Origin of the sequence: Akkermansia sp. N21116, assembly GCF_029854705.2 — a bacterium.
Lineage (GTDB): Bacteria > Verrucomicrobiota > Verrucomicrobiia > Verrucomicrobiales > Akkermansiaceae > Akkermansia.
This window is the reverse complement of sequence record NZ_CP139035.1, coordinates 1,065,152-1,088,894: the sequence shown is the minus strand read 5'-3', so window position 1 is coordinate 1,088,894 and position 23,743 is coordinate 1,065,152. Positions and strand designations below refer to the sequence as shown.

The following is a 23,743-nucleotide window of genomic DNA, read 5'->3' as shown; positions in this document are numbered from 1 at the left end:
ATGCGCCTTTGTACGGAACAATGATCGTTGACAAGGAAGCGCTATTAGAATGGAAAGAACGAGCCCTCCAGCAGCCTGACGGCAAGGTGGCTCTTGACCTTGAGGCTGACAGCCTCCATCGCTATCACGAGAAACTCTGCCTGATTCAGTATGCGGACAGTTCCTACTCGTGTATGATCGACCCCCTATCGATCGAAGACATGCTTCCCTTCTCCAACTGGCTGAAGGAAACTACCGTCTGGATGCATGGAGCCGACTACGACATGTCTCTCTTTCTCCAGGCCTGGAACACGCTTCCAGCCATGATCCTGGATACCCAGACTGCAGCCCGGCTGCTCGGTTTCCGCCAGTTCGGCCTTGCCGCCCTCGTGGAACATTTTTACAACGTCAAACTCAGCAAGTCCTCGCAAAAAGCCGACTGGGGCAAACGTCCGCTCCCCCAGAACATGCTCGATTACGCCCTCAACGACGTCAACTACATGCTCGACATGGCAGGCAAGCTCACTGCAGCCCTTCAGGCAAAAGGACGCTACGAATGGTTTTTGGAAACATGCCGCCACGATATGGATCGTGCTTTGGAACGCTTCAAAAGCGGCAACCCGGAACCCTGGCGCATCCAGGGATGCGGAAAACTCAACCGTCGCGGTCTCGCCGCTCTGCGCGAACTCTGGCAGTGGCGCGATGCGGAAGCCTCCGTCTGGGACAAACCCAGCTTCATGGTCTGCTCAAACGCCGACCTGATCCGCTGGAGCCAGGAACTCCAGAATCAAAGCCCCGTCCAGCCACACCCCCGCTTCCACAGCCACAGGAGAGCCCGCTTCATCGACGCCGTTCAAAAGTTTTACCTCCTCGACGAGGATGAATACCCGCAGCGAATCTTTGCCCCCCGACGCCAGAAATGCGAACAATTCGACGCCCGCCTGGAACGCTTGATCGCCAAACGCAACGCCGTTGCTGAAAAACTTGATATCGAGCCGTCCTTCATCGCCTCGCGCTCCATCCTGGAAGCCATGGCGGACAATGAAGACAACGGAAAAAAAGCCTTGCTTAACTGGCAATTGGAAGTCCTGGGATACGCTCCGACTGCCGTCGCAGCCTTATAAAAATTTACATCACAACAGCATAAAAAACTTGACCAACGAACCAGAAAAGGATATGCGGTTCGTCCATTCCCGACCAATCAGTAAAAGGAAGAACTAATCATGCGTGAAGTTACCGTAAGAAAAGGAGAACCTATCGATCGCGCTCTCAAGCGCCTCAAGACCAAGCTCGACGTTGAAGGCATTCTTGACGAGATGCGCCGCCGTCGTGCTTTTGAAACCCCTATGGATGAAAAACGCCGCAAGGCCCGTTCCGCTGCCAAGCGTTACAAAGTGAAATGGCGCTTCAGCAATCGCGAAGAAGCCCCCGCCGAATCCGAAGCTCCTACCACCCCCATCGAAGGTTAAATCCGACTCTGGTCGGGAGAACCATCCCGCCTTACAGGCAAAAATTTTACGAGGATACCGTTTCGGCGGTGTCCTCGTTCTGTTTTTTGTCTCCGCCTCTATAAATCCATCTTTGTCGTCAATATGATGAGTGACAATCCGGCAACCTACACAACACCGCCCGACCACATCCATTTCCTGGCCAAGAGACTTTTCGGAGAACAGGGGGAGATCATTGACGGAGCTATTGCCTATATTTCACCCGGGGGAGGAGGCCCCCATACGCCGCATACACACCTCCACTCCCACCTGTTCATCGTTGTTGACGGCACAGCCACCATCCTCTTGGACGGGAAGGAAACCATCGTCGTCCAGAATTCGTCTTTCACCGTACCGGGGCACATCCCTCACTCCATTTGGAACCGGACCGACCGCCCCCTCTCCATGATCGGCATCTCCATCCGTCAGTAAAACTGAAATATGCTTCCTTTCCACAGAGAAGGGAATCGTTCTTGACTGCCTCGCCCATTCCTTTCACCCTTCTCGGGAATCTTCTTTTCACTGCCATGACCCATTCCGCTCAGCTTTTCCAACGCGCCAAAGCCGTCATTCCCGGCGGCGTCAATTCTCCTGTCCGCGCTTTCCGCAATGTAGACGGAGATCCGTTTTTCGTACGCTCCGCAAAAGGATCCCGCATCACGGATGCCGATGGACGGGATCTCATTGATTACGTGGGCACCTGGGGACCGGCCATTTTGGGCCATGCTCCTCAAGCCGTCCTCGACGCCGTCCACCAAGCTGTCGATCGCGGATTGGGCTACGGTATCCCCACTCCCATCGAAGTGGATATGGCGGAGACCGTTACCCGCTGGTTCCCCTCTGTCAAAAAAGTACGCATGGTCAATAGCGGGACTGAAGCAACCATGTCTGCCATCCGTCTGGCACGCGGCTATACCGGACGCCGTAAAATTCTCAAATTCGAAGGTTGCTACCATGGGCATGTCGATTCCCTTCTGGTTTCCGCCGGTTCCGGCGCCCTCACCTTCGGCGAGCCCGACAGCGCCGGTGTCCCTCGCGAGTTCGCACAGTTGACCCTCACAGTTCCCTACAATGACCGGGAGGCCGTCCGAGACGCCTTTGTCCGGTACGGCGACGACATTGCCGCCATCATCGTCGAACCCTTCCCGGGTAACGCAGGTTTCTACCTGCCTCGACATGGATTTCTGGAATTCCTCCGTACGATCACGGAAGAATACGGTACCGTTCTCATTTTCGACGAGGTGATGACCGGCTTCCGCGTCGCCCCCGGCGGAGCCCAGCAAATCCACGGAATCACGCCCGATCTCACCTGCATGGGCAAAGTCATCGGCGGAGGGCTTCCCGTCGGCGCCTTCGGAGGCCGAGCGGACATCATGGACTGCATTTCCCCACTCGGCCCCGTGTACCAGGCAGGAACGCTCGCCGGTAATCCTGTCGCCATGGCCGCCGGGCTGGCCCAGCTCCACGAACTGGAACGCACGGACGGATATGTGCGCCTGGAACAACTGGGAGCCAGGCTTGAAGCAGGTTTCAAGAAAGCCATGCAGGTAGCCGGACGTTCTTTCACCTTCCATCGTTCCGGCTCCATGTTCTGCCTCTTTTTCACCGACAGACCCGTCCTGAACCTTCAGGATGCCATGATGGCCGACAAAGCCATGTACAAAAAGTACTTCTGGAACATGCTCGAACAAGGGATCTACATGGCCCCTTCCCCTTACGAGACAGGATTCATCTCCCTTGCCCATACGGAAGAAGACATCGACGCCACCTGCCGTGCGGCCGAAATCGCCCTCAAGGCACTCTAATCCTCTAAAAACTTTGCTGTTTCGGCGTATTTCAGTCAAATTTTTTAAAAACGGGCTTGCCTTATCGCCTGAATAAGTGCATCCTGCGCGACCGCAAGACGCGCTTGAATCTGCACGTATCATTTTACAACGACAATATCATGAGAAAGTACGAAGCTCTTATCGTTTTCAATATGAAGGGATCCGAACTCCCGGTTGAAGAACTTATCAAGAACATCGCCAGCGAAATGACTTCCCTGGGGGCTCAAATCACCGATACCCAGAATGTTGGCCGCCGCGAATTCGCTTACGAGTCCGACCACCTCAAGGCCGGTCAGTACGTCACCTATACCTTCGATGCCGAGCCCTCTGCCATTCGCCCCATCCGCGAACACCTCCGCATCAATCCTGTCGTCCATCTTCAGTACTACAAGGCTCTCTGATTTTCAGGGCGAGACCCTGCCGAGGCGCCTTGCCAAGCCTAGCTTTTTAACCGTTCTGTGGTTTGTCCGCAGAACGGTTTTTCTCGTTTACAAACACGCGGCGTTTCAATTCCCCAAATTACAGGTATCCGTCCGGAGTAAATATAAGTACCACGCACCACCATAGCTGGCAGTATCTCCCCTGCCTTATGGCATCCCATGACGGCGTTTCATCCAAATCCCCTTGAACCGGGCCGGCAAAGCCGGTCTTCCCTGCCGACGCCCATGGACAATCAGGATCATCAGATACAATCCTGCCATCACAGCCATGCAAACCGGCATCATAGCATCGGAAAACTGCTCCATCATGGATGACGTCCCCATCGGACCGGCAAGGCTTCCCACCGTGAAACTCAGCAACAAGGTCTGATTCATCGGCACAAGGTATTCCTTGGGAAGACGGTCGCAACCAAGAGTCAGCGTTACCGGATAAAGGGAAAAACTCGCACATCCAAGGATGACCAGCGCTACCCCCAGCCAGATGTCCAGGGCCAAAAGAAGGCACGCCGCAATAATCAACCAGGATTGCAATTTCAACACATAGTACCTGCCCTTGACGTCAGCCATGCGCCCGAAAGGCCATTGTCCGACAATGCCGGCACCAATCAGCAACGCCATCCAGTATCCGACCCACGTGTTGGACATCCCTTTGTGGACGAGAAAGAGCGGCATCAATCCGTAGATCGAACCCAGAACAATACCGGAAATAACGCTTCCCAGTACACTCAGGCGAGGACGCTTGCGAAAAAGCATCGCCCATATCGTAGCGAAAGGCCTCGGAGGATCCGGAGGACCGCAGCGCAACACCACGATAGGTAACAGGGAAGCAACTCCAATCGCAACGATCCACAAAGACGCCCGCATCCGGTCGTCAGGCAGTACCGTTACCAGCAACTGTCCCAATACCGTAGCTATATAGTAAACCACCATGTAAGCGGCCAGAAGACCTCCCCGCGTGCTGTTTGTCCCCAACCGGAGCAACGCGCTTTCTACAACAACCCATACCAAAGCACAGCTAATGCCCGCAATAAAGCGGACTGACATCCAGCCGGCCAGACCGCCAACGGGAATGAGGCACGCCGTCGACCCCAAGCAAAGGAGACAGGAAATCACAAAACTGGTCTTGTAGCCCATCCGGGGTATCATCTCCCCAGCAAGCAGCGTCCCCGCCAAGTTGCCAACAAAAAACGAAGCGCTTACCATACCGATCAGCCAGGTCGGAATGGAATCATGCGATAGCCATAGAGGAACAATCGTGTTCAGCGTCGCAAAAACAGTTGTCAGAAACAACAGCCCCGCCAAAAGCAGCACAACTTGGTGGATCAAAGATTTCATGAAACGGTGCGGGGCAAAGTACTCTGACGCATCAACCTCAGCAAATGCGAATTCCGCCATCATGACACCCTTAGTCATAAGAAAACGTCTTAAATCGTCAAAAGTATAAATTTTGGGCTGTATTCTGCTAAAAAAAGTCTATGATAAATGCCCAGTTTCCATGAAAAAAGCAATTGTTCCCATTCTTGCCCTGATCACCGGTCTTTTTTTAACCGGGGCTTATGCGGAAGCCTCTTCATCCGTCGTCTCCCTGATGAGCTATAATATCCGGAATTGCCGGGGACTCGACAACAAAACGGAACCCTCCCGTATTGCCGAAACAATCAAAAAGGCCAATCCCGACGTCATTGCCATTCAGGAACTGGATTGCAAAACACAGAGGAACGGTCAACGGGACTTTCTGCAGGAATTGGCGGAACAAACCGGTTTGCATCCCACCTACGCCAAAGCCATCGATTACCAGGGAGGAGCCTACGGCATCGGCGTTCTTTCCAAGGAACAACCGCAAGGCGTACGGCGCATCCCGCTGCCTGGACGTGAAGAGAAACGCGTTCTGCTCATCTTGGAATTCAAAGACTTCGTCCAGTTTGCCACGCACCTATCCCTGACGCCGGAAGATCAGAGCACGTCACTCCAGATAATAGCCCGCGAAGCGGCAACGTACGACAAACCCGTCATTTTCTCGGGAGACCTGAATCTGCACCCCGGCTCGCCCCAAGGAAAAGAACTCACCCGCCACTTCACGATCCTCAATTCCACAGAGGTTCCTTCCTTCCCGGCCAACGCCCCTAAAGAGCTTATCGACTACATCTGCTGCTTTACCCACAAAGACGTAACCTGCAAGGTCGAATCGACAGAAGTCATCACCGAACCCGTGGCATCGGATCACCGTCCCGTACTCGTCAAGGCCACTCTTTCCCACACCCAGCCATGAGCGATGGATCAATCCAGGCTTTGGAAATTGTCTTCCATGGAATCGTTCAAGGAGTAGGATTCCGCTACACCTCGTATGAGATAGCGCGTTCATTCCCGGAAATCAGCGGCTGGGTACGCAATGAACCCGACGGCACCGTTCGCATGTTCGTCCAAGGTCCGGAAACGGCCCTGTCACAATATCTGAGGCAGCTGGCAACTGAATCCCGCCTGGCTCGCCTCATTGACGATATCGTCCGTCATCCAGCCATGCCCGATGCCTCACTGACCCACTTTCGCATTGAAAGGTTCTAACTTTTGATTTTACACAACATTCAGGACCTTCATCCCTCCTTGAACCTAACGAACTCTAATCGATCCTATGAACACTGAAGAAAAATTCGACAAGTACGTATTGCACAGCTATGGGAGATTTCCCATGTCCATCGTTCGCGGAGAAGGCTCCCGACTTTGGGACAGTGAGGGCAAATGCTATCTTGATTTTTGTGCCGGGATCGCTGTCTGCGCCCTGGGGCATTGCTACCCAAGTGTCACAAAAGCCCTTCAAAAACAGGCTGAAACCCTCGTTCACTGTTCTAACCTCTACCGTATCCCCCAGCAGGCCGATCTCGCTGAATTCATTGTCAACAAGTGCACGCAAACTCCGGGCAAGGTCTTCTTTTCCAACAGCGGCGCCGAAGCCAACGACGGACTAATCAAAACTGCACGCCGGTATGGCCATCGCAAACCTGCGGACGACGGCTCGCCCCGGTATGAGGTCCTCACCTTCCACCAATCCTTCCACGGGAGGACTCTCGGCAGCATGGCGGCAACTGGACAAGCAAAAATCCAGAAGGAATTCGACCCGATGCTCGCCGGTTTCCGCTACCTGCCCTTCAACGATCTCGAAGCCGCCCGCAATGCCATCCGCAAGGAAACCGTCGCCATCCTGCTGGAACCCGTCCAGGGAGAAGGCGGAGTCAACCCTTGCACCCCCGAGTTCCTCGAAGGGATTTCCGACCTCTGCCGGGAACATGACCTGCTCCTACTCATAGACGAAGTCCAGTGCGGCTTCGGACGCTGCGGAGACATCATGGCTTGGCGGGCCGTCAACCCCGATGTCCGACCGGACGGAGTCTCCTGGGCCAAGGCTCTTGGGGGGGGTGTCCCCATCGGCGCATTCTGGATCAGTGACCGCATCATGGACGGAAAAGGCACGGAACTCTCCTCCATCATGGATCCCGGTTCCCATGGTTCCACTTATGGAGGCAATCCCCTTTGTTCCACGGTGGCTCTTACCGTGCTGAAAGAAATCATCGGGCAAAACCTGCCCGAACGGGCTAAAAAGCTCGGAGATGAAATCCGCCATGAAATCGAATCCTGGAACTTGCCCATTATCACGGAAAGCCGGGGGCTCGGACTACTCATCGGCATCGGCTTGAACACGGATATTATCCCCGCCGAAGAAGGCAAAACACCTGCGGCCATCGTTGTCGAAGCCTTGCGAAAAGAAGGACTCCTCTCCGTTCCGGCCGGTCCCAGTACCGTACGCCTTCTACCGCCTCTCAACGTCACCGACGACGAAGTGGAGCAAGCTCTATCCATCATCCGGAGAACACTCAAACAATTCGGTATCTGATCTCATCTAAACTCAACGCCCCAACCCTCCATGATTGACGATCCTATGGTTCAACTCCCCGGAAATCCCGTCCGCCAGTTCTCAGTCATGCTCGACAACAGGGCTGGCACGTTTTCCGCCCTGCTCTGCCTGCTGGAATCCCACGGTATCCTCTGCCTGGGATGCAGCACGGTAGACAGCCAGGAAGTCACGATCATCCGCATGATCCTCAGCGATCCGGAACATGCCGTTGCCCTGTTTCTGGAACGTGGAATCGGTTTCACCTCCTGCGAAATGATTGTCGTGGCTCTCCGCCGGGGAGCAATCGATCTCCGTAACTGCCTCGAATCCCTGTTCCGGGCGGAAACAAACGTCGATTTCCTCTATCCTTTACTCCCCTTCAGGGACGGAACTTCCATGGTTGCCATCCATGTAGAAGACCCCGTCTTCGCCCGTTCCACGCTTAATACAAGCGGTATCCGAGTCCTCTACCAGGAAGATCTTTCCCGCTGAATGTCTGAAAGGCCGTTCAAGAATAAACATTGACCCATGAACACAGACATCATCCATATTCCTTCCCGCCATCGATTCGAGCTCCATCAGGAAGATACCACTGCCTTCGTGGAATACGAAATCGGCCATGGCTATCTGGACATTGTCCACACATTGGTTCCTCCCCCCCTGGAAGGCAGGGGCATCGCCGCCGACCTCGTTAAAGCGGCATACGACTATGCCCTGGATCAAGGACTTCTTCCCTACGGTTCCTGTTCCTATGCAGCCATATGGCTGAAACGCCATCCGGAATATATCGCAAGCCGGTAAACTTCCTTTAAAAAATTACCCGTATAAAGTTACGGTATCTTGCAAGGTACCACGGTGAATGTACGTATTATTACTTACATTTTACCCTTCTCTGGAACCCCGCCGTAACTATGAAATTTTTCCCATCCGTCCTTGCCATCATCACCTCTTGCACCCTTTTGCTTCCGGCACAGGCAGAATCCGCTCCTTCCCAGTGGACGCTCGACGGAGACTCTATAAGCCTCGCACCGGAACCCGGTCGAAAAGACCACTTTGCCATGTCCGGCAGGTCTGTCGATCTCATTCTGGAATGGTCTGTCGGAGAAGACGGTTCGTTCAATTCCGTTCAATGGATCCGCTGGCCTATGCTCCGAACCATTCCCAACAACACGCATGCTTCCTTCAATATGCGATTCAAGGAAGCTCCGGAGGCGCGTCCGCTCATTGACGGCAAAACACTCAGTCCCGGCAAAGTCAGCCAAACGCGTATCGACGGTATCTTTTCCGTCACATCCAGCCATCCGGAAGGTATTGCTTCGACACGCACAATTCTCCCCGCTTCTTCCGCTCCCGCCGTCATTGAGATCATCGAATTGCGTAACACGACCAACCGCAACATCCTCCTCAGCATCCCTGCCTGGCGTAAATCCCAGGACAGTCAACCGGGAACACGCGGCATTTACAAAGTTGAAGAATCCCTCCTGGGAGAAGGAGAGTTCACTCTGGCGCCCGGAGGGAAACGCATCTACACACTGGTTCGGGCGGCACGACTGGCAGAAGAAGCCCCCTACTGCGACAATCCCGAATCGGAACTGGCCGCCCGCCGCGCTTTCCTGGATGAAATGAGAAAATCCCTCGTCCTCAAGACTCCGGAACCCATCCTTGACGGCATGTTTCAATTTGCCAAAATCCGTGCCACGGAGAGTATCTTCAGCACACGCGGCGGCCTCATGCACGGTCCCGGAGGATATAACAAATTTCTGGCCGCCATCTGGACCAACGATCAAGCGGAATACGTCAACCCGTTCTTCCCCTTTCTGGGCAATATGCTAGGCAATGAAAGCGCCATGACGTGCTACCGCATGTTCGCTCAATACATGAATCCGGAATTCAAAAGCATTCCCTCCTCCATCATCGCCGAGGGAGACGGCACTTGGAACGGAGCCGGAGACCGTGGAGACCAGGCTATGCTCGCCTATGGAGCGTCCAGGTTCGCCCTGGCTTCCGGCAACAAAGGCTGGGGGAAGGAACTCCTCCCCCTAATCGACTGGAGCCTGGAATACTGCCGCCGCCATAAAACACCGGAAGGAGTCGTTACTTCCGACAGCGACGAACTGGAAGGCCGTTTTCCCAGCGGCAAGGCCAACCTTTGCACCAATATCCTCTACTACGACGCCCTCATCACCGCAGCCAACCTTTGGAAAGCCATCGCCCCATCCTCTCCCAAACCGGAAGAATACAACCGGGAAGCAGCCGAACTCAAACAAGCCATCAAAAAATACTTTGAAGATACCGTAGAAGGATTTGCAACCTACAAATACTACGAGACAAACGATGTTCTACGAAGTTGGATCTGCATGCCTCTCGTCATCGGCATGGATGACAGAGCCGAGGCAACTGTCGATGCCCTCTTCTCCCCGCGCCTCTGGTTCGGCAACGGCATGCTGACCGCCTCCGGCACCACAACCTACTGGGATCGCTCCGCCCTATACGCGTTCCGAGGGATTTTCGCCGTCGGCCTACAGGATCGGGCTCTGCCCAAACTCCTCGACTATTCGCGCGAACGACTTCTCGGTAAACACGTTCCCTACGCCATTGAGGCTTGGCCGGAAGCCAACCAAAGCCACCTCTCCGCGGAAAGCGGCCTCTACTGCCGTATCTTTACGGAAGGACTCTTCGGCATAACTCCGACAGGATTCCGGAGTTTCTCCTCCCTGCCTCGCCTGCCCAAAACCTGGAATAAAGCTGCATTGAGCAACATCAAAGCCTTCGGCTCATCCTTCAATATCGCTCTGGAACGCACCAAGGACGGCATCCGAGTTCTTGTTTCAGATATGAACGGTACCAGTCTCTACGATCAAACCAGGAAGGAAGGAATCCCTCACTCCATCACCCTCCCCTAGGACATTACACACGATGTCCTCCTCTATTCCGCTCTCCGATAGAAAACTCCACGCCGGCATGAACGACAAAAATACGCAACAGACATCCAGTCAACAACGTCTTCTTTCACTAGATGCCTTACGCGGACTCGACATGATGTGCATCATCGGTCTGGACGCCATTGTGCACGCATTGGCCCCCGTTTTTCACGGAGCCTCCGCCATGACTACATTGGCTACGCAATTCCGGCACTGCCACTGGGAGGGTATCCATGCCTACGACCTGATTTTCCCACTATTCCTATTCATATCCGGCATCTCCATGGCCTTCTCCATCCGGAAAATGCACCAAAACGGAGCCTCGCGAAAAAAGGCCTCATGGCACCTCATCAAACGTGCCCTCATCCTGGCCTGTCTCGGCATCATCGTCAACGGTCCTCTTGAACTTCCCTGTTCAGACTGGAGATTTGCCTCCGTCCTCGGCCTCATCGGCATTGCCGGAGCATGCGCCGGACTCCTTGCCCTGTGGGTGAAAAAAATACCGTGGCTTGCAGGCATTCTCGCCGGCATCCTCGTCCTCATCGGTTGCCTCCAACTCAACATAGGCACCCTTGACCGCGAAGGAAGCATCAACGCCATCATCGACCGGGCTATTCTTCCCGGCTCCCTCCACGGCGGAGTCATGGATCCCGAAGGCATCCTGTGCATTGTCTCCGCCATCGCCGTAGCCCTGGGTGGCTACCTCGTAGGCAACTTCCTGGTCAACTCCTCAGCAAAGCCCGGTAAGAAAGCATGGAGCCTCCTCGGAGCCGGAGCCGTCTGCCTGATCGCCGGTTACGCCATGCATTGGAGCTTCTACCCGGCGATCAAATCCATCTGGTCTTCCAGCTTCGACCTAATCGCCAGCGGCTGGAGCCTTCTTGCCTTCGCCACAGCCTATTTCCTCTTCGACATCCTGAAATGGCACAAACTAGCCTACCCCTTCAAAGTCGTCGGCATGAACGCCCTCTTCATCTACCTGGCCCAGTCTCTTGTCAACTTCAACTCCATCGCCAACCATCTATTCATCGGCATTGCCGATATCTGGCCCGCAATGAAATGGCCCATCCTCTCTCTCGCCACCTTCCTCATCAAGTGGCTCATTCTCGCCTGGATGGACAAAAGGAAGATCTACATCAAAATCTGATCATCTCCATATTTCAATAGCTACTGTTTACTTTGCCCATCTTTTCAGCCGCGGAAAATACTTTCTCATTTCAGCAATAGCCTCGTCTTTTGAGAGTTGAGTACCACTGGAAGCGTTAAACTCATCAAGATACTTGATGCAATGTTCGATCATGCCTTCCATGGAACAATCCTGCACAAACTCTCCGTCTTTGTAGCAATAGCAGCAATAGTCCCGATTGGCGGAACTGTCTTTATCCGTTCCGAACTGGTCGGCAGAATGCATGGGCATTCCGCAACTCTGGCAGAACAGATTCAAATACTTCTGCCCCTTCATAAACACATTATCAATCCAGTACGTCGTTGCTTCCGGCGTAAATTTAAGCACGCAATACTCAGGATCTTCCACACCACGGGGGAAATGCTCAAGCATCCAGTCCCCCCAAAGCGAACGCTTCACAGCCTCATCCGCCACAATCTCCATCCTGCCCGTATAAACGATACTGTCGCCGCCATGCACAATCGAAATCCCGGCCTTGGGATTAGCCTTGAAGTGAGCCGTTTTTGCAGAACTGGCTCCCGTTGACACATAAATCGCTCCATCCTCAACCTTCAGTTTCACCATGGCAACCGGACGCGGATAGCCATTTTCGTCAATAGATGCCACCGTAATAATCTGAGCCGCCGCAACGATCTGAACCGCCTTTTCTTCAATATTCATAATGGGATGAGGGTAACAGTTCTCACCAACTCATGGCAACCACGAATTGGTGTATAGTTTGTCGACCATAAAAAAAATTGGCATTTAACAGTAAGTTATCGAATTAGAAAAATCTTGTTTTTACAATCGATATTTTTTAAGTTCGCTTGTCTATACAATCGATGAAATTAAATTTCTTCTAATCCTATTGATTTCAAGTATTTATACGTCGAGTCGTAATATTCTGGTTTGCGCGTGTGATCTTCCAGATCGCCATGTGGCACTACGATAACCATCCCTTGCCGAGCACGAGTCAGCAGAACTCGATAGGCATTCTTTAGGTACATCTTGCGATCCTCTTTCTTAATATTTTGCCATTTGTTACCCACAAATGAATATGTCCCCCAATCACCATGCTTAAAGCGAAAATCTCCGTCCCATACGACACAAGTATAGTCCAATTCCAAACCTTGAATATCAAATTCCGTTACAACATCTTCCATGCAATATGATGAACGGATGTCTTCTCTATCAGATAGGAACCAGTGCACAGGATCAGGCTTCACACGTACATCAATTGCCAATGGCCGCAAACGATAAGCCTGTGACGAAACGATAATACCATAACGTTCATTTCCTCGAGCACGCTCCTTGATCCATCGTTTGGCTTTTTTGACATCACGTGTCAACACTATCGGATATTTAGTTAGCTCTTTGAGTGTCTCCGAAGCCCCCTCCTTGTCCATATCCAAAAGCTGATGTACAAACAGCGATAGCTTTTCGGCTCTAAAACTGCGTAGCGAAACGGCTAGATGTAGTTCATCAGTTATATATACATTTGGATGATCAGCAAGTAGATTCAACGATTCGCCTTCCGCATACTCTTTGTCCGTCAAACGTGAAGAGATATGCACGTGCCAATCTTTGAAGTGATTATTTATTGATGCTATCCACTCGCTAATACCTGCCTCACCTGTGTTGATCTCCTGACCGCCACCAACAAGGCAAACAATCAACGCCCAATCTTTGTGGCGATCCATACACGAAATCAAGAACTCCGGCTCGGAATATGGGAAGCCCAGACGATTCTTTTTACGGCGCATAAAGTCAGCCGTCATATCTTTGGTCCAAGCACGTTGCGCCTCATCGAAAATCGCTATGTGGTCAATCGGAGCGTATGATTTATCTCTATTTTTCTCGCTCCGAAAATACTCCAAATCGGCAACAATCTCACCATTCTTAATAATTGTACCCTCCAAACAAGCATCACGGAAGTGGTGGACATTCTGAATAAAAGATTTTACCTCTTGCTCTACCTCTTTTTTTGTACACTTCTCACCTTTCTCTTTGAGTTGACGAATCTTATCACGAGTCAATGCCTCAACCAAAATTTTCACTAATGGGCCATTACCCGACAGATAGACCGCATTTACACCCTCTTTACTTGCACTTTGAGTCGATATGTTGAGCCCAACAAGTGTTTTGCCTGCTCCGGGCACCCCCGTAACAAAGCATATAACCTTATTATGTTCGGCCTTAGCCCGCTCAATTACCTTAAAAATATAATCACTCGTATCAGTGAGATTATCTGCATCGGAGCGTGAAATATCCTTCACTGAGTGGTTTTTATAGAGAGCCTGTGCTGCCTCAATAATTGTTGGCGTTGGTGCATAACGACTAATACTCCACAAATAGTTGTCTATGTATGTCGGAGGGAAAACCAATTGCGACTGTCGAATAATGGTTGCTATATTGTCGCCATTACTCAATATTGGACGTACTATTTGGTCATCATACTGAAAGAGTAAAATATCGTTCTCCTTAGCATTTGTAGAAACAAGAATCGGAATAATTGGTAGGTGATGACTCTCCTCGTGAAAGTATTTCAAATCGAGTGCATAGTCCCAAACCTGATTAATATCTGCCCCAGTAAACTCCTCGGATCCAACCTTAAATTCCACCACAAACACAATCCCATCAATCAGCAGCACGGCGTCGATACGTTTCCCCATACGAGGAATTGAATATTCAAAGAATATATCACCTGTGAATCCGGTAAGATGCGTTTTAAGTATTTTTATCTGCTCCGCCCAGGCTTGCTTTTGAGTATTGAGCAAATCTCCACGCCCAACAGCAGTCAATTGTAACCAAATCGCATCAAGCGGTTGATTAAGGAATGCTGTTATTGTATTGTGGTAGTAGTGACGCATATATTATTAATTTTCTAATCTTTAAGCGATGAAAAAGCTACTAGCATTATTGGCACTATCGTGTTAATGTCTCACTTCTGAAGCTGAATATATTTTGCGAAAAGTGCAGTACTTAACTTTACCTAAACATCCTCGTGTATTGCTAATCGCGTTTACTTGAATCCTTTTTCTTCTATGTCTTCTTATTATCCTATCCATCTTCATTATAAACAAGCTTACACACCAAGGCACACGATAGGAAGTTGTTATTGTAGCGAGACAGAAGGGTGATAATGGATCACTTCCCGATGCAGAAGGAGGAGAAAATGGCGCCTAGGATATCTTCGGTATCGACGCGACCAGTAAGTTCGCCGAGGGAATCGAGGGCATCGCGCAGTTCGACGGCTGTGAATTCGGGGCTGTCTCCGGCCAACAGGGAGGATTCGGCGCGGGCGAGGGCTTCGGCACTGCGTTTCAGGGCGCTTTGGTGGCGGGCATTGATGGAGGCCAGGCCTGCGCCTTCAGATGATGGGAAACGGTCGGCGAAGGCTTGCCAGAGGGCTTGTTCCAAGTCGTCGCGGCCCATGCCGGAGGTGCAGGAGAAACGGACGCCCGGCACGCCGGACCATGCCGGATCTTCCGGAAGGTCGCACTTGTTGAGGACGAGGATGCGGGGGATGCCTTCTCCGCCTTGCACGATATCAGCTGTGCTTGCAGGACGGGAGGAATCGACGACTTCCAGAATCAAATCTGCCCCAGACACGGCGCGTCCCGTGCGCTCGATACCGGCGCGTTCGATGGCGTCGGTGGATTCGCGGACGCCAGCGGTGTCGATGAGCCGCAGGGCAAGGCCGCCGACCTGAATGGATTCTTCGACGGTGTCGCGCGTTGTCCCCGGCACATCGCTGACGATGGCGCGTTCGTAGCCCAGCAGGGCATTCAAGAGGCTGGATTTGCCGACATTCGGTTCGCCGACGATGGCAGTGCGGACTCCTTCACGGAAAAGCCGCCCCTGATCGGCGGTGCGGAGCAGGCGTTCCATGCCTTCGCGGATTTCCTTCAGGCTGCCCGTCAGGGAATCAACGGTATCGGGGGATATATCTTCGTCCGGGAAGTCGATGTAGGCTTCGACGTGGGCGGTCACGTGGATCAATTTGTCCATCATCGCTGTAGCAGCGAGCCCGATGGCTCCATCCAACTGCTCGCGAGCCGCCTTGAGGGCCAGGTCACTCCCGGCGGAGATTACATCCATGACGGCTTCCGCCTGCGTAAGATCCATCTTGCCGTTCATGAAGGCACGGCGGGTGAATTCTCCCGGTTCGGCGGGAATGGCTCCACAGGAGTACAGGCGTTCCAGCACGCGGCGCGTTACCAGCATGCCGCCGTGGCAGGAGATTTCAACGAGGTCTTCTCCGGTGTAACTGGCAGGCCCACGAAACCAGACGGCCAGCACCTGATCGATAGAATCGCCCTGTTCATCGCGAATATCCGTCAGCATCACGCGGCGGGCTTCCACCTGTTCCGGCAGGCGGGCACAGCGGCGCAATACGGCAAGGCTATCGCCTCCGCTCATGCGGATCACGGACAGGGCTCCCTGCCCAACGGGGCTTGCCAGTGAGGCAATCGTCGATTCTCCGATCATGATTCAGGATTCTACGGATTCAAAGAAACCACCGCCCAGTACGCGGCCTCCGTCGTAGAAGGCGCATACCTGTCCAATGGCAAGGGCTCGCAACGGGTGGTCAAAGGTCAATTCTACACGGCCTTCTCCGATGTACACGCAAGTGCAGGGTTCGGCTTTGGCGCGGTATCTCGGCTGGGCAAGAACGCGTCCGGGCAGAGGCTCCCGCGTGTTTTCGATGCCGCTGACGATGGCCTTCCGCGCGTACAATCCCTGCGTGGCTACGTCTTCGTAGCCGACAATCAGGCGATTGTTGGCGACATCCTTCCCCACGACAACATAGGCCACGCCTTCCCTGGGTGAAGCAACGCCATGGCCCTTGCGCTGGCCAATCGTGAACAAATGGAGCCCGCGATGGCGCCCCATCTTCTTGCCCTGCGTATCGACAATGTCGCCGGGCTTGTCCGGCACATAGTGTTGCAGGAAGTCGCTCATCTTCACCTGGCCAATGAAGCAAATGCCCTGGCTGTCCTTCTTGCGGGCAGTCGGCAGACCGTACTTGAGGGCCAGTTCCCGCACCTGAGGCTTGAGGAGATCTCCCAAGGGGAGGCAGGCCCGTTCAATCTGCTCCGGACGCATCAAAGAAAGGAAGTAGGATTGATCCTTGTTGGGATCCCGACCGCGCAGCAAATCAACCCTGCCGTCGGAACGGACGGCACGGCGGGCATAATGACCGGTCCCTATCATTTCAAAGCCCTGTTCGAGAGCATAGTCCAGAAAGACCCCGAACTTCATTTCCCGATTGCACAAAACATCCGGATTGGGAGTATAACCCGCCCGGTAGCCTTCAATCAGATAATTGACGATACGGGAACGATATTCGTCCACTAAATCGACGATGCGAAATTCAATGCCGAGTGTACGCGCCACGGCAAGAGCATCTTCGATATCGCTCTCCCAAGGGCATTCTCCGGGAATTTCCTCGGAGTTCACCCAGTTTTTCATGTAAGCCCCGACAACATCGTGGCCCTGCTCTTTGAGCAGGGCCGCGGCTACGGAGCTATCGACTCCGCCGGAGAGACCTACCAGGATTCTTGACACCTTGGGGACCTCCTTTTTTGAAAAAAATACATGGATTACATCCCTCCGTAGGGAATCACCCAGGACGGACTCACAACCTTCAGCACTTTGGCGACCGGAGAATCGCTCTCTTTGGAATCAACCTGCTGAAGCGTCAGAACACATTCGATGGGGTTGTTACCAGATTCTATCAACTGGCGGGCAAACTCGCGCTGATCAAAGTCGGTCAAATCCAGATAGGCAAACATGGTCTTGTCGGAGTCCATTGTCTTCACCTTGAGGCAAAGGTAGTGGGTATTATCGTTAAAGGGAGCCTTGTACTCTTTGTCGACCACAGCATACACACGGAAATCTCCGGCTTCCTTACTCTTGTCGGCAAGCCACTTGTCCCAGTCGAAGGAACAATAACGCACCTCGCTTTCCCAGTCGATCTTGGGCTCCTTGTCAATGATACGCATCGCAACAAAGCCGACGGTACCATCATTCAGGAGCACCCGAGTGCGCCAGTAGGACAAACCGCCGAGGGCAAATGCCGTAGGAGGTTCCACCGATTTGGCACCAGGATTTTTGATAGTATGCTCTTCGTAATACTTTTCCATTTTTGGAAGCATCGTATCGGCTTCCAGCACGAACTTGGCCTTTTCCTGAGGAGTTTTGGCGGAATAGTAACCATTCACCGCCAGAGCTACTCTACCGAGAACGGATTCCGGATCAATTGTCTGCTGTTGCTGTCCGGTTGCAGTACCGGAAGCAGCCGGAGCATTCGCAGAAGCGGTAGTGGCGCCAGGCAAGGCCGGTGTCTGGGACTGCGTTGCCGAAGCGGTAGGAACAGACGGAGCAGCCACAGTATCAGCATCTTTGCGGACGATAAGGACAATACAGATAACCAAGGCCAAAGCCAGAAGGGCAATGACAATCAAATACGGTCCGGAATTTGGTCTTCTTTTCGAGTTTTCCATAATATTGGTATGTAAAATAGCTCTTTCAAAAAAGCCTTAAGAACTGATGGCGCAGTTCCTCAACTACCGCCATTCCGAATAAAGCTTTCTAGGAGGTATTTTACGTCAGCCGCAAGGCTAAAGGAAGAAGAATTTTCGGATGCAAACAGTTTCTGCAACCATGTCTCACGCCTCAACCAGGTCCTTTGCCGTTTGGCATATTGCCGGGTAGCCAGGACAACAGCCTGGATGCATTCTTCAATCCCCATGTTCCCACGCAATAATTCACGGATTTGCGGTAGCCCCAGCGTACGCTCCGCCGTCAAGGAACAAGAACCCAGCGCGGCAGCTTCATCCACCGCTCCTTCTGCAAACATTTGCCGGGTTCGTTCCTGGATACGATGTTCCAAATCCTCGGGCTCTCGTGAAATTACATAACCGGGACCGGCAGGAGGACGTTGCCAGTTCTCTTTCCAAAACCGGAGAGGCTTGCCTCCCAAAATCACAATTTCCAAATTCCTCTCAACATACCGTCTGTTTTCCAGACTGGTCATAGCAGCGCCTTCGGGATCGCGCCGCTTCAATTCGTCAACCAAATCCGCCAATTCGCGGGAGGCAAACCCCTTGCGGAGCATCTCATCCGCAGGAGGAGCATCGGAAATACCGTGTGACAGGAATTTCAAGTAAAGCCCGGATCCTCCGACCACAATCGCCCTCTTCCCCCGTTCATGAATGTCTCGAATACACTCCATGGCCCGCCGGTAATGAGAGGAAGCATCCCAAGACTCCGAAGGATCGAGGAACTCCACCATGTGGTGAGGCACTTTCTTCTTGTCTTCCGCAGTTGGAGCCGCCGTTAGAACAGACATGCCGCGATACACCTGATAGGCATCGGCACTCACGATCTCGGCATCCAGCAGCCGAGCCAATTCCAATGCCAGGGCTGATTTTCCCGAAGCGGTCGTGCCCGTTATGAAGATGAGGCGCAAGGCATCATTCATGATTATTCTCAGGGATTTCTATGCGTGCCTCTTCATCCAGGCGCTCTGCCAACCATTGCTTCATCATGCTCTGGTAGTTCAGATACCGGCTTCTTGCTACGCGTTTGATGCGGGCCAGCATGCGGGGATCGAACCTGAGTGTAATGGAACTGGACTCCCTGCCGTCACTGGACAACAGGGCAGCTTCCATCAATCGGGGAGCCAATTCATGTTCTTCCCAAAACCGGGCCTCCTCCTGGGGAGATGAAAAAACGGGAACCTGCTGCCAAGAAGAAAGAATATCCATAAATAATTAATCAAGTAAGAAAAAGACCGTTAAACCGTTCAGTTGAGCGTCGCGTATTTACGATTGTAGTACATGGATTCCCCATCCGTCATATCCCGGACGGAAACAATACGGGCAATTTTACCGTCACTCCAGAATACAAGAAACAACCCTCGTCCCTCCAATGTACGCCCCAGACAAAAGTACCGGGCCTCTGCCGTCCATTCCACCTCATCAGGCAACAGGCGAATGCCAAACGGATCTTCCAGGCATTCCTCAATTTCCCTCGGTTTATACCGGGTCGGGTCAAACACTAATTGTCTCAAATCCAGTTCCATTTACTTATGCCAGATATAGAGAAAAGATCTTTCAAAGGGAAGAATATTTTCCCCATGCAATGCTGGAGCGAGGGGGCGTCACTTCCGGAAACCCTGCTCGATACAAGCAGGGGACCTCAGAACGAGCCAACAACTCAAGCCTTGTTTTCAATTGCCTGGCCTGAGATTTCTTGTTAAGAGAACTAAAATGATAAGGAAACTGTTTCTGGTGTTGGTGGGAATATTCGGTCTCGTCAGCTTATCGTTGACAATGTGTACTCAGCTCCGCCAGCCCCATGGAACGGGCAGCATTCCGGATACGGTTTCCATCCAGGCTCATTTAAAACGCCATGTGACCATACTCGCCACAACAATCGGAGAACGCAACCTCTACCGGGAGGATAACATGAAGATGGTTGTCGATTACATCAGACACGAGTTGCAAACCATGGGTTATACCCCTGTCTTCCAACCCGTATCCGTCCCTCGAAAAACCAGCTTCGGTTCAGCTGCCGGAAAGACCGCATACAACATTGAAGTGCGGAAACCCGGTACAACCCCGAATGCTCCCTGGCTTATTATCGGAGCCCACTACGATACCCGGGCCGGGATGGAAACATGGAATTCCCACGGTCCGGTCATCCCTGCCAAAACCGGGACGCCGGGAGCCAATGATAACGGTTCGGGAGTTGCCACCGTTTTGGAACTGGCTCGGATCTTCCGCCATCTTCCTACACAACACGGAATCATCTTCGTTCTTTACGCCAACGAAGAGGCCCCTTTCTTCCAAACCGATGCCATGGGTTCCCGAGTCCATGCCCGGAGCATTGCAAAAAATCCAGGCAAGGAACATATCATGGGCATGTTCACGCCGGAAACGCTGGGATGCTACTCCCCCAGGGTCAACAAAAAACGGGCCAGTGCCGTCGTAGCCGGATTGGCGGGACTCCCGGACCGTTGCGACTATGTGGCTTTTATGTCCACCAACACGGGAAAGGATTTCTCCCGATCCTGCTCAGAGATTTTTACAAGCGAATGCCGATTTCCGGTCCGTGCCGTATCCTTTCCGTACTATACCAAGGCCGTCGCCTGGTCAGATGACTGGTCATACATGAAAGAAGGCATTCCCTCATTCGCCGTCACGGATACGGCCTTTCTGCGGTGCGACGACTACCATGAAACGAGCGATAGGGCAGAAAAGCTGGATTATCGTGAATTCGCCGAAGTTGTCGACGGCCTGGCACGCATGACAGCACGGTTGCTCAATCCCGAATCAACAGCATTTTAGGTTCCATTCAGGCCAGCGTACCGACAGTCGTGCCGAGCTGTTCCAACAAGTCCAGAGAGGAAGCCAGAGACGACGCTGCAACCTCGCCGGAAATCAAACGCCCGTATTCCCGGAGTAACAAAGACGCCTTGCGGGGAGAATCGTCCAGCAATTCAACCCGGTAATGCACAAGCCCGGCATCCCGGAAAGCCGGGAAAAAACACGCCCCGGTCTGAGCCCGTCCGTTGAACAAGGTATTGCGGCACCCCGTATCGGCAAACAGGGGATGCAACTGTCCCACCCTGTCCTTCAAATGGACACTGTAGCGTTCGCATGGCCGCCCGCAGTCCCTGTCATTATGGCCGCCGCCGGACAGGAAAGTACAAAATACGCAATGCTCCATATGGAACATGGGCATATGCTGGTGAAGCGTCAACTCCAGCCTGTCTCCTGGCATCCCGGCAAGGAGGTCGAGTACCTGCGACGCATTTAAATCATAGGAAATTGTCAATCTCTCAAACCGTCCAAATTCCAGCAACACATCAGCCGACCACGGATTGGCGACATTGAGGGAAAAATCCCCTACAAGCCTCAACCCCGAATCATGGAAATATTCCGCAGCTCCCCAATTGCGGATCAAAATCCCGTCCGGAGCCTGACGCTCCATCAGCTTGAAGTACCCTTCCTCCTTCGGTTTCTGGATACGGGGAGTAGCCAGGAATACGGAAACATCCGGAGCCATGGACCGAATCTTCTCCAGAGAATCTCCATACCTCCTCATATCCTCATAATCCAGATACAGAGTCTTGATGCTGCTCCGGAGGCAGGGTTCGACCTGTTCTTCACGCCGGCATAAAACGGAAAGTTCCGCCGGTGCCGTCTCCGGACATACACGCGTTTTGACCATGATTTCCGGTATGGAAAAAGGAGAAGAAGCCCTTTGGACGGGTTTATCCAGTCTGTTCAATTGTTCTACCAAATCCCGGCGGGCCTTGTTCAATGAGCTCAGGGGAAGCATCAATCCTTCCGGCAAATCCACCGTACAAGCCCTGAGTATGAAGCCGGAACCACCCAGCCTTCCCAGTTGTTCCCGAAGTGTAGAGGAAGTCAACGGACGATTGACTGCGGGCACCAGAGCAACATCCGTCCGGACGGAAACACCCCACGCCGGGCAATTCACAACCAAAGGTTCCCCGACTCTCCCGGTACAATGCAATTCCAGAGGGACGGTTCCCTCCGCGCGTTCATGCACCCATGACTGACGCAGACGGGTGTTCAACGCCGGATCATCCGTCTTCCAAACCTTCTGCCCGGGACGCACGCGCGTCCAGTCCACCCGGCTTGCCTTGCCATGGAAAAACAAGCGGTTCCTCTGCACTTTCCAGATACGGCCGCCCTGTTCTTCATTACGGTCTTCTCCGGCATCAAACACAAAGCCATCACCGGGAGCCAGGGGGACATTTCCCTCCAAATTGACATCTACCCAGCCATTGCCGCCCCCCGATACAACACCCACAAAAGCCCCGCGTTTCTTGCCGTGCCGCCCGTGCGTCAGCGTCGGGTGGTCGGAACCATGAAGCCATCCATGGGAAAAACCTCGGGAAAACACCATCTGCAACGCATACCGGTCCGCATCCGTCACGAGGGAATCCGCCTCCATTCCTCCTACTGCAGCATCCAAAGCCTTACGATAGGCCGATGTCACGGCAGCTACATACTCCGGACTCTTGAGCCGGCCTTCGATCTTGTAGCTTTTCACTCCCATGCGTACAAGCTCCGGTATATCGTCCAGAGCGCACAAATCCTGAGGGCTCAGCAAGTATCGTCTCTCACCCATAGGTTTCAGCCGTCCGTCTACAACCAAAGCATAGGGAAGGCGGCACGCTTGAGCGCATTCTCCCCTGTTGGCGCTTCGCTGGCCGAGGCTCTCCGACGTCAGGCATTGGCCGGAATACGACACACATAACGCTCCATGGACAAAAACCTCCAGCGGCACGGACGATTCCCGGGCACAACATTCGATATCCTTCAAGCTTAACTCCCGTGCCAGAACGGCACGCTCCAAATCCAAAAATCGTTCCGTGAAACGAATGCCATCCGGCGACGACAATGTCATCTGAGTCGATGCATGCAATTCCAATGCCACTTCAGGACGCTCCCGCTTCCAGAGAGTCAGGATACGGGCCAATCCCATGTCCTGGACGATTACTCCATCCACTCCTGCATCGTTCAGAGATGCCAGATAGGAAAACGCGGCCGGCATCTCCCCCGTAAACACCAGCGTATTCATCGTCACAAATCCCTTGACTCCATGCCCGTGCAAATAGTTCATCAGCCCGGGGAGATCCTCCAGCGTAAAATTGTCGGCCCGCAGACGGGCATTGAATTGCTCCAGACCGAAATAGATGGCGTCCGCCCCATTGCACACGGCCGCACGGGCACACTCCCAGTTTCCGGCAGGAGCCAACAATTCCGGGCTCAAATCGCCTCGGGACAAAGGAGGGCAACAGGACGGATCGGGCTTCATGTCCGTACACTCGCCAAGAGACCATCTCCCGTCAAGGGCAAAACCAGACCGAAAAAATACACCCACCCACAGAATCAAACGGGAAAATCGTTAGAATCGAGTTAAAGAACAAATAATAACCATTTCACATTGAATCACTTTATCCAGGATCATATTTTAATCATGATCCATGCT

General features: G+C 53.0%; 23 protein-coding genes and 1 pseudogene. 13 read left to right on the top strand and 11 right to left on the bottom strand.

Annotation, left to right across the window (positions count from 1 at the left end; all coding sequences use genetic code 11):
* The first annotated feature begins 20 nt into the window (after nt 1–20).
* The 5 genes from QET93_RS03955 to rpsF all read left to right on the top strand — a co-directional run bounded on the left by QET93_RS03955 (nt 21) and on the right by rpsF (nt 3,693).
* Nucleotides 21–1,103, top strand: a complete 1,083-nt coding sequence (locus QET93_RS03955; RefSeq protein ID WP_280126975.1) for a hypothetical protein — start codon at nt 21–23, stop codon at nt 1,101–1,103.
* Between the two features lie 99 nt (nt 1,104–1,202).
* A complete protein-coding gene (gene rpsU / locus QET93_RS03950) occupies nt 1,203–1,448 on the top strand; it encodes a 30S ribosomal protein S21 (protein ID WP_280126974.1) in 246 nt (81 codons plus the stop codon).
* Nucleotides 1,449–1,571: 123 nt separating this feature from the next.
* A complete protein-coding gene (locus tag QET93_RS03945) occupies nt 1,572–1,898 on the top strand; it encodes a cupin domain-containing protein (protein WP_280132026.1) in 327 nt (108 codons plus the stop codon).
* A gap of 95 nt (nt 1,899–1,993) precedes the next feature.
* Entirely contained in the window at nt 1,994–3,271 is a 1,278-nt protein-coding gene (gene hemL / locus QET93_RS03940; RefSeq protein ID WP_280126972.1) for a glutamate-1-semialdehyde 2,1-aminomutase, read from the top strand.
* Nucleotides 3,272–3,327: 56 nt separating this feature from the next.
* Nucleotides 3,328–3,693, top strand: a complete 366-nt coding sequence (rpsF, locus tag QET93_RS03935; RefSeq protein WP_280126971.1) for a 30S ribosomal protein S6 — start codon at nt 3,328–3,330, stop codon at nt 3,691–3,693.
* Between the two features lie 186 nt (nt 3,694–3,879).
* Here the strand turns inward: rpsF and QET93_RS03930 are convergent, their stop codons facing one another.
* The gene (locus QET93_RS03930) at nt 3,880–5,067 is read right to left on the bottom strand and encodes an MFS transporter (protein ID WP_280132027.1); all 1,188 of its coding nucleotides are present in this window, start codon (nt 5,065–5,067) and stop codon (nt 3,880–3,882) included.
* 160 nt (nt 5,068–5,227) lie between these two features.
* On the opposite strand from QET93_RS03930, the gene QET93_RS03925 reads away from it, so the two are divergent.
* The 7 genes from QET93_RS03925 to QET93_RS03895 all read left to right on the top strand — a co-directional run bounded on the left by QET93_RS03925 (nt 5,228) and on the right by QET93_RS03895 (nt 11,686).
* On the top strand, nt 5,228–6,001 hold the full coding sequence (locus tag QET93_RS03925; protein ID WP_280126969.1) for an endonuclease/exonuclease/phosphatase family protein: 774 nt from the start codon (nt 5,228–5,230) through the stop codon (nt 5,999–6,001).
* Complete coding sequence (locus QET93_RS03920) at nt 5,998–6,294, top strand: acylphosphatase (RefSeq protein ID WP_280126968.1); 297 nt, start codon at nt 5,998–6,000, stop codon at nt 6,292–6,294. The genes QET93_RS03925 and QET93_RS03920 overlap by 4 nt, the downstream gene beginning before the upstream one ends.
* Nucleotides 6,295–6,361: 67 nt before the next feature.
* Nucleotides 6,362–7,618, top strand: a complete 1,257-nt coding sequence (locus QET93_RS03915; protein ID WP_280126967.1) for an acetylornithine/succinylornithine family transaminase — start codon at nt 6,362–6,364, stop codon at nt 7,616–7,618.
* Between the two features lie 30 nt (nt 7,619–7,648).
* Entirely contained in the window at nt 7,649–8,110 is a 462-nt protein-coding gene (locus QET93_RS03910) for a hypothetical protein (protein WP_280126966.1), read from the top strand.
* A gap of 36 nt (nt 8,111–8,146) precedes the next feature.
* Nucleotides 8,147–8,419 carry a GNAT family N-acetyltransferase gene (locus tag QET93_RS03905; RefSeq protein ID WP_280126965.1) on the top strand — a complete coding sequence of 91 codons (273 nt, stop codon included), beginning with the start codon at nt 8,147–8,149 and terminating at the stop codon, nt 8,417–8,419.
* Between the two features lie 110 nt (nt 8,420–8,529).
* Nucleotides 8,530–10,521 (top strand): hypothetical protein, encoded by a 1,992-nt coding sequence (locus QET93_RS03900; RefSeq protein ID WP_280132028.1) that lies wholly within the window; start codon nt 8,530–8,532, stop codon nt 10,519–10,521.
* Nucleotides 10,522–10,534: 13 nt separating this feature from the next.
* Nucleotides 10,535–11,686 carry a DUF5009 domain-containing protein gene (locus tag QET93_RS03895; RefSeq protein WP_280132029.1) on the top strand — a complete coding sequence of 384 codons (1,152 nt, stop codon included), beginning with the start codon at nt 10,535–10,537 and terminating at the stop codon, nt 11,684–11,686.
* Nucleotides 11,687–11,713: 27 nt separating this feature from the next.
* Here QET93_RS03895 and QET93_RS13230 read toward each other — a convergent pair whose 3' ends face one another.
* The 9 genes and pseudogenes from QET93_RS13230 to QET93_RS03855 form a co-directional block, all read right to left on the bottom strand.
* Nucleotides 11,714–12,001, bottom strand: a complete 288-nt coding sequence (locus QET93_RS13230) for a zinc ribbon domain-containing protein (RefSeq protein WP_345786071.1) — start codon at nt 11,999–12,001, stop codon at nt 11,714–11,716.
* A gap of 21 nt (nt 12,002–12,022) precedes the next feature.
* Nucleotides 12,023–12,385 (bottom strand): annotated as a pseudogene (locus QET93_RS13225) (pyridoxamine 5'-phosphate oxidase family protein); the annotation flags it as partial.
* 167 nt (nt 12,386–12,552) lie between these two features.
* Nucleotides 12,553–14,574 (bottom strand): DUF2075 domain-containing protein, encoded by a 2,022-nt coding sequence (locus QET93_RS03885; RefSeq protein WP_280132031.1) that lies wholly within the window; start codon nt 14,572–14,574, stop codon nt 12,553–12,555.
* Nucleotides 14,575–14,851: 277 nt separating this feature from the next.
* Entirely contained in the window at nt 14,852–16,195 is a 1,344-nt protein-coding gene (gene mnmE, locus QET93_RS03880) for a tRNA uridine-5-carboxymethylaminomethyl(34) synthesis GTPase MnmE (protein ID WP_280132032.1), read from the bottom strand.
* 3 nt (nt 16,196–16,198) lie between these two features.
* A complete protein-coding gene (gene mnmA, locus QET93_RS03875) occupies nt 16,199–17,275 on the bottom strand; it encodes a tRNA 2-thiouridine(34) synthase MnmA (RefSeq protein WP_280132033.1) in 1,077 nt (358 codons plus the stop codon).
* A 35-nt stretch (nt 17,276–17,310) separates the two neighbouring features.
* On the bottom strand, nt 17,311–18,213 hold the full coding sequence (locus tag QET93_RS03870; RefSeq protein ID WP_280132034.1) for a hypothetical protein: 903 nt from the start codon (nt 18,211–18,213) through the stop codon (nt 17,311–17,313).
* 59 nt (nt 18,214–18,272) lie between these two features.
* Complete coding sequence (miaA, locus tag QET93_RS03865; protein ID WP_280132035.1) at nt 18,273–19,193, bottom strand: tRNA (adenosine(37)-N6)-dimethylallyltransferase MiaA; 921 nt, start codon at nt 19,191–19,193, stop codon at nt 18,273–18,275.
* Nucleotides 19,186–19,479 (bottom strand): CopG family antitoxin, encoded by a 294-nt coding sequence (locus tag QET93_RS03860; RefSeq protein WP_280126955.1) that lies wholly within the window; start codon nt 19,477–19,479, stop codon nt 19,186–19,188. The genes miaA and QET93_RS03860 overlap by 8 nt, the downstream gene beginning before the upstream one ends.
* Before the next feature lie 38 nt (nt 19,480–19,517).
* Complete coding sequence (locus QET93_RS03855) at nt 19,518–19,796, bottom strand: BrnT family toxin (RefSeq protein ID WP_280126954.1); 279 nt, start codon at nt 19,794–19,796, stop codon at nt 19,518–19,520.
* 250 nt (nt 19,797–20,046) lie between these two features.
* Between QET93_RS03855 and QET93_RS03850 the strand changes: the two genes are divergently transcribed.
* Nucleotides 20,047–21,063, top strand: coding sequence for a M28 family peptidase (locus QET93_RS03850; RefSeq protein ID WP_280132036.1), 1,017 nt, complete (start codon nt 20,047–20,049; stop codon nt 21,061–21,063).
* A 7-nt stretch (nt 21,064–21,070) separates the two neighbouring features.
* On the opposite strand, the gene QET93_RS03845 is transcribed toward QET93_RS03850, so the two are convergent.
* Nucleotides 21,071–23,569: a U32 family peptidase gene (locus QET93_RS03845; protein ID WP_280132037.1), complete on the bottom strand. Its 2,499-nt coding sequence runs from the start codon at nt 23,567–23,569 to the stop codon at nt 21,071–21,073.
* Nucleotides 23,570–23,743: the final 174 nt, after the last annotated feature.

Coding starts and splice junctions, on each gene's coding strand:
- QET93_RS03955 (WP_280126975.1), top strand. CDS start 21: ATGATCGTTGACAAGGAAGCGCTATTAGAATGGAAAGAACGAGCCCTC.
- rpsU (WP_280126974.1), top strand. CDS start 1,203: ATGCGTGAAGTTACCGTAAGAAAAGGAGAACCTATCGATCGCGCTCTC.
- QET93_RS03945 (WP_280132026.1), top strand. CDS start 1,572: ATGATGAGTGACAATCCGGCAACCTACACAACACCGCCCGACCACATC.
- hemL (WP_280126972.1), top strand. CDS start 1,994: ATGACCCATTCCGCTCAGCTTTTCCAACGCGCCAAAGCCGTCATTCCC.
- QET93_RS03930 (WP_280132027.1), bottom strand. CDS start 5,067: ATGAAATCTTTGATCCACCAAGTTGTGCTGCTTTTGGCGGGGCTGTTG.
- QET93_RS03925 (WP_280126969.1), top strand. CDS start 5,228: ATGAAAAAAGCAATTGTTCCCATTCTTGCCCTGATCACCGGTCTTTTT.
- QET93_RS03920 (WP_280126968.1), top strand. CDS start 5,998: ATGAGCGATGGATCAATCCAGGCTTTGGAAATTGTCTTCCATGGAATC.
- QET93_RS03915 (WP_280126967.1), top strand. CDS start 6,362: ATGAACACTGAAGAAAAATTCGACAAGTACGTATTGCACAGCTATGGG.
- QET93_RS03910 (WP_280126966.1), top strand. CDS start 7,649: ATGATTGACGATCCTATGGTTCAACTCCCCGGAAATCCCGTCCGCCAG.
- QET93_RS03905 (WP_280126965.1), top strand. CDS start 8,147: ATGAACACAGACATCATCCATATTCCTTCCCGCCATCGATTCGAGCTC.
- QET93_RS03900 (WP_280132028.1), top strand. CDS start 8,530: ATGAAATTTTTCCCATCCGTCCTTGCCATCATCACCTCTTGCACCCTT.
- QET93_RS03895 (WP_280132029.1), top strand. CDS start 10,535: ATGTCCTCCTCTATTCCGCTCTCCGATAGAAAACTCCACGCCGGCATG.
- QET93_RS13230 (WP_345786071.1), bottom strand. CDS start 12,001: ATGAAGGGGCAGAAGTATTTGAATCTGTTCTGCCAGAGTTGCGGAATG.
- QET93_RS03885 (WP_280132031.1), bottom strand. CDS start 14,574: ATGCGTCACTACTACCACAATACAATAACAGCATTCCTTAATCAACCG.
- mnmE (WP_280132032.1), bottom strand. CDS start 16,195: ATGATCGGAGAATCGACGATTGCCTCACTGGCAAGCCCCGTTGGGCAG.
- QET93_RS03870 (WP_280132034.1), bottom strand. CDS start 18,213: ATGGAAAACTCGAAAAGAAGACCAAATTCCGGACCGTATTTGATTGTC.
- miaA (WP_280132035.1), bottom strand. CDS start 19,193: ATGAATGATGCCTTGCGCCTCATCTTCATAACGGGCACGACCGCTTCG.
- QET93_RS03860 (WP_280126955.1), bottom strand. CDS start 19,479: ATGGATATTCTTTCTTCTTGGCAGCAGGTTCCCGTTTTTTCATCTCCC.
- QET93_RS03855 (WP_280126954.1), bottom strand. CDS start 19,796: ATGGAACTGGATTTGAGACAATTAGTGTTTGACCCGACCCGGTATAAA.
- QET93_RS03850 (WP_280132036.1), top strand. CDS start 20,047: ATGTGTACTCAGCTCCGCCAGCCCCATGGAACGGGCAGCATTCCGGAT.
- QET93_RS03845 (WP_280132037.1), bottom strand. CDS start 23,569: ATGAAGCCCGATCCGTCCTGTTGCCCTCCTTTGTCCCGAGGCGATTTG.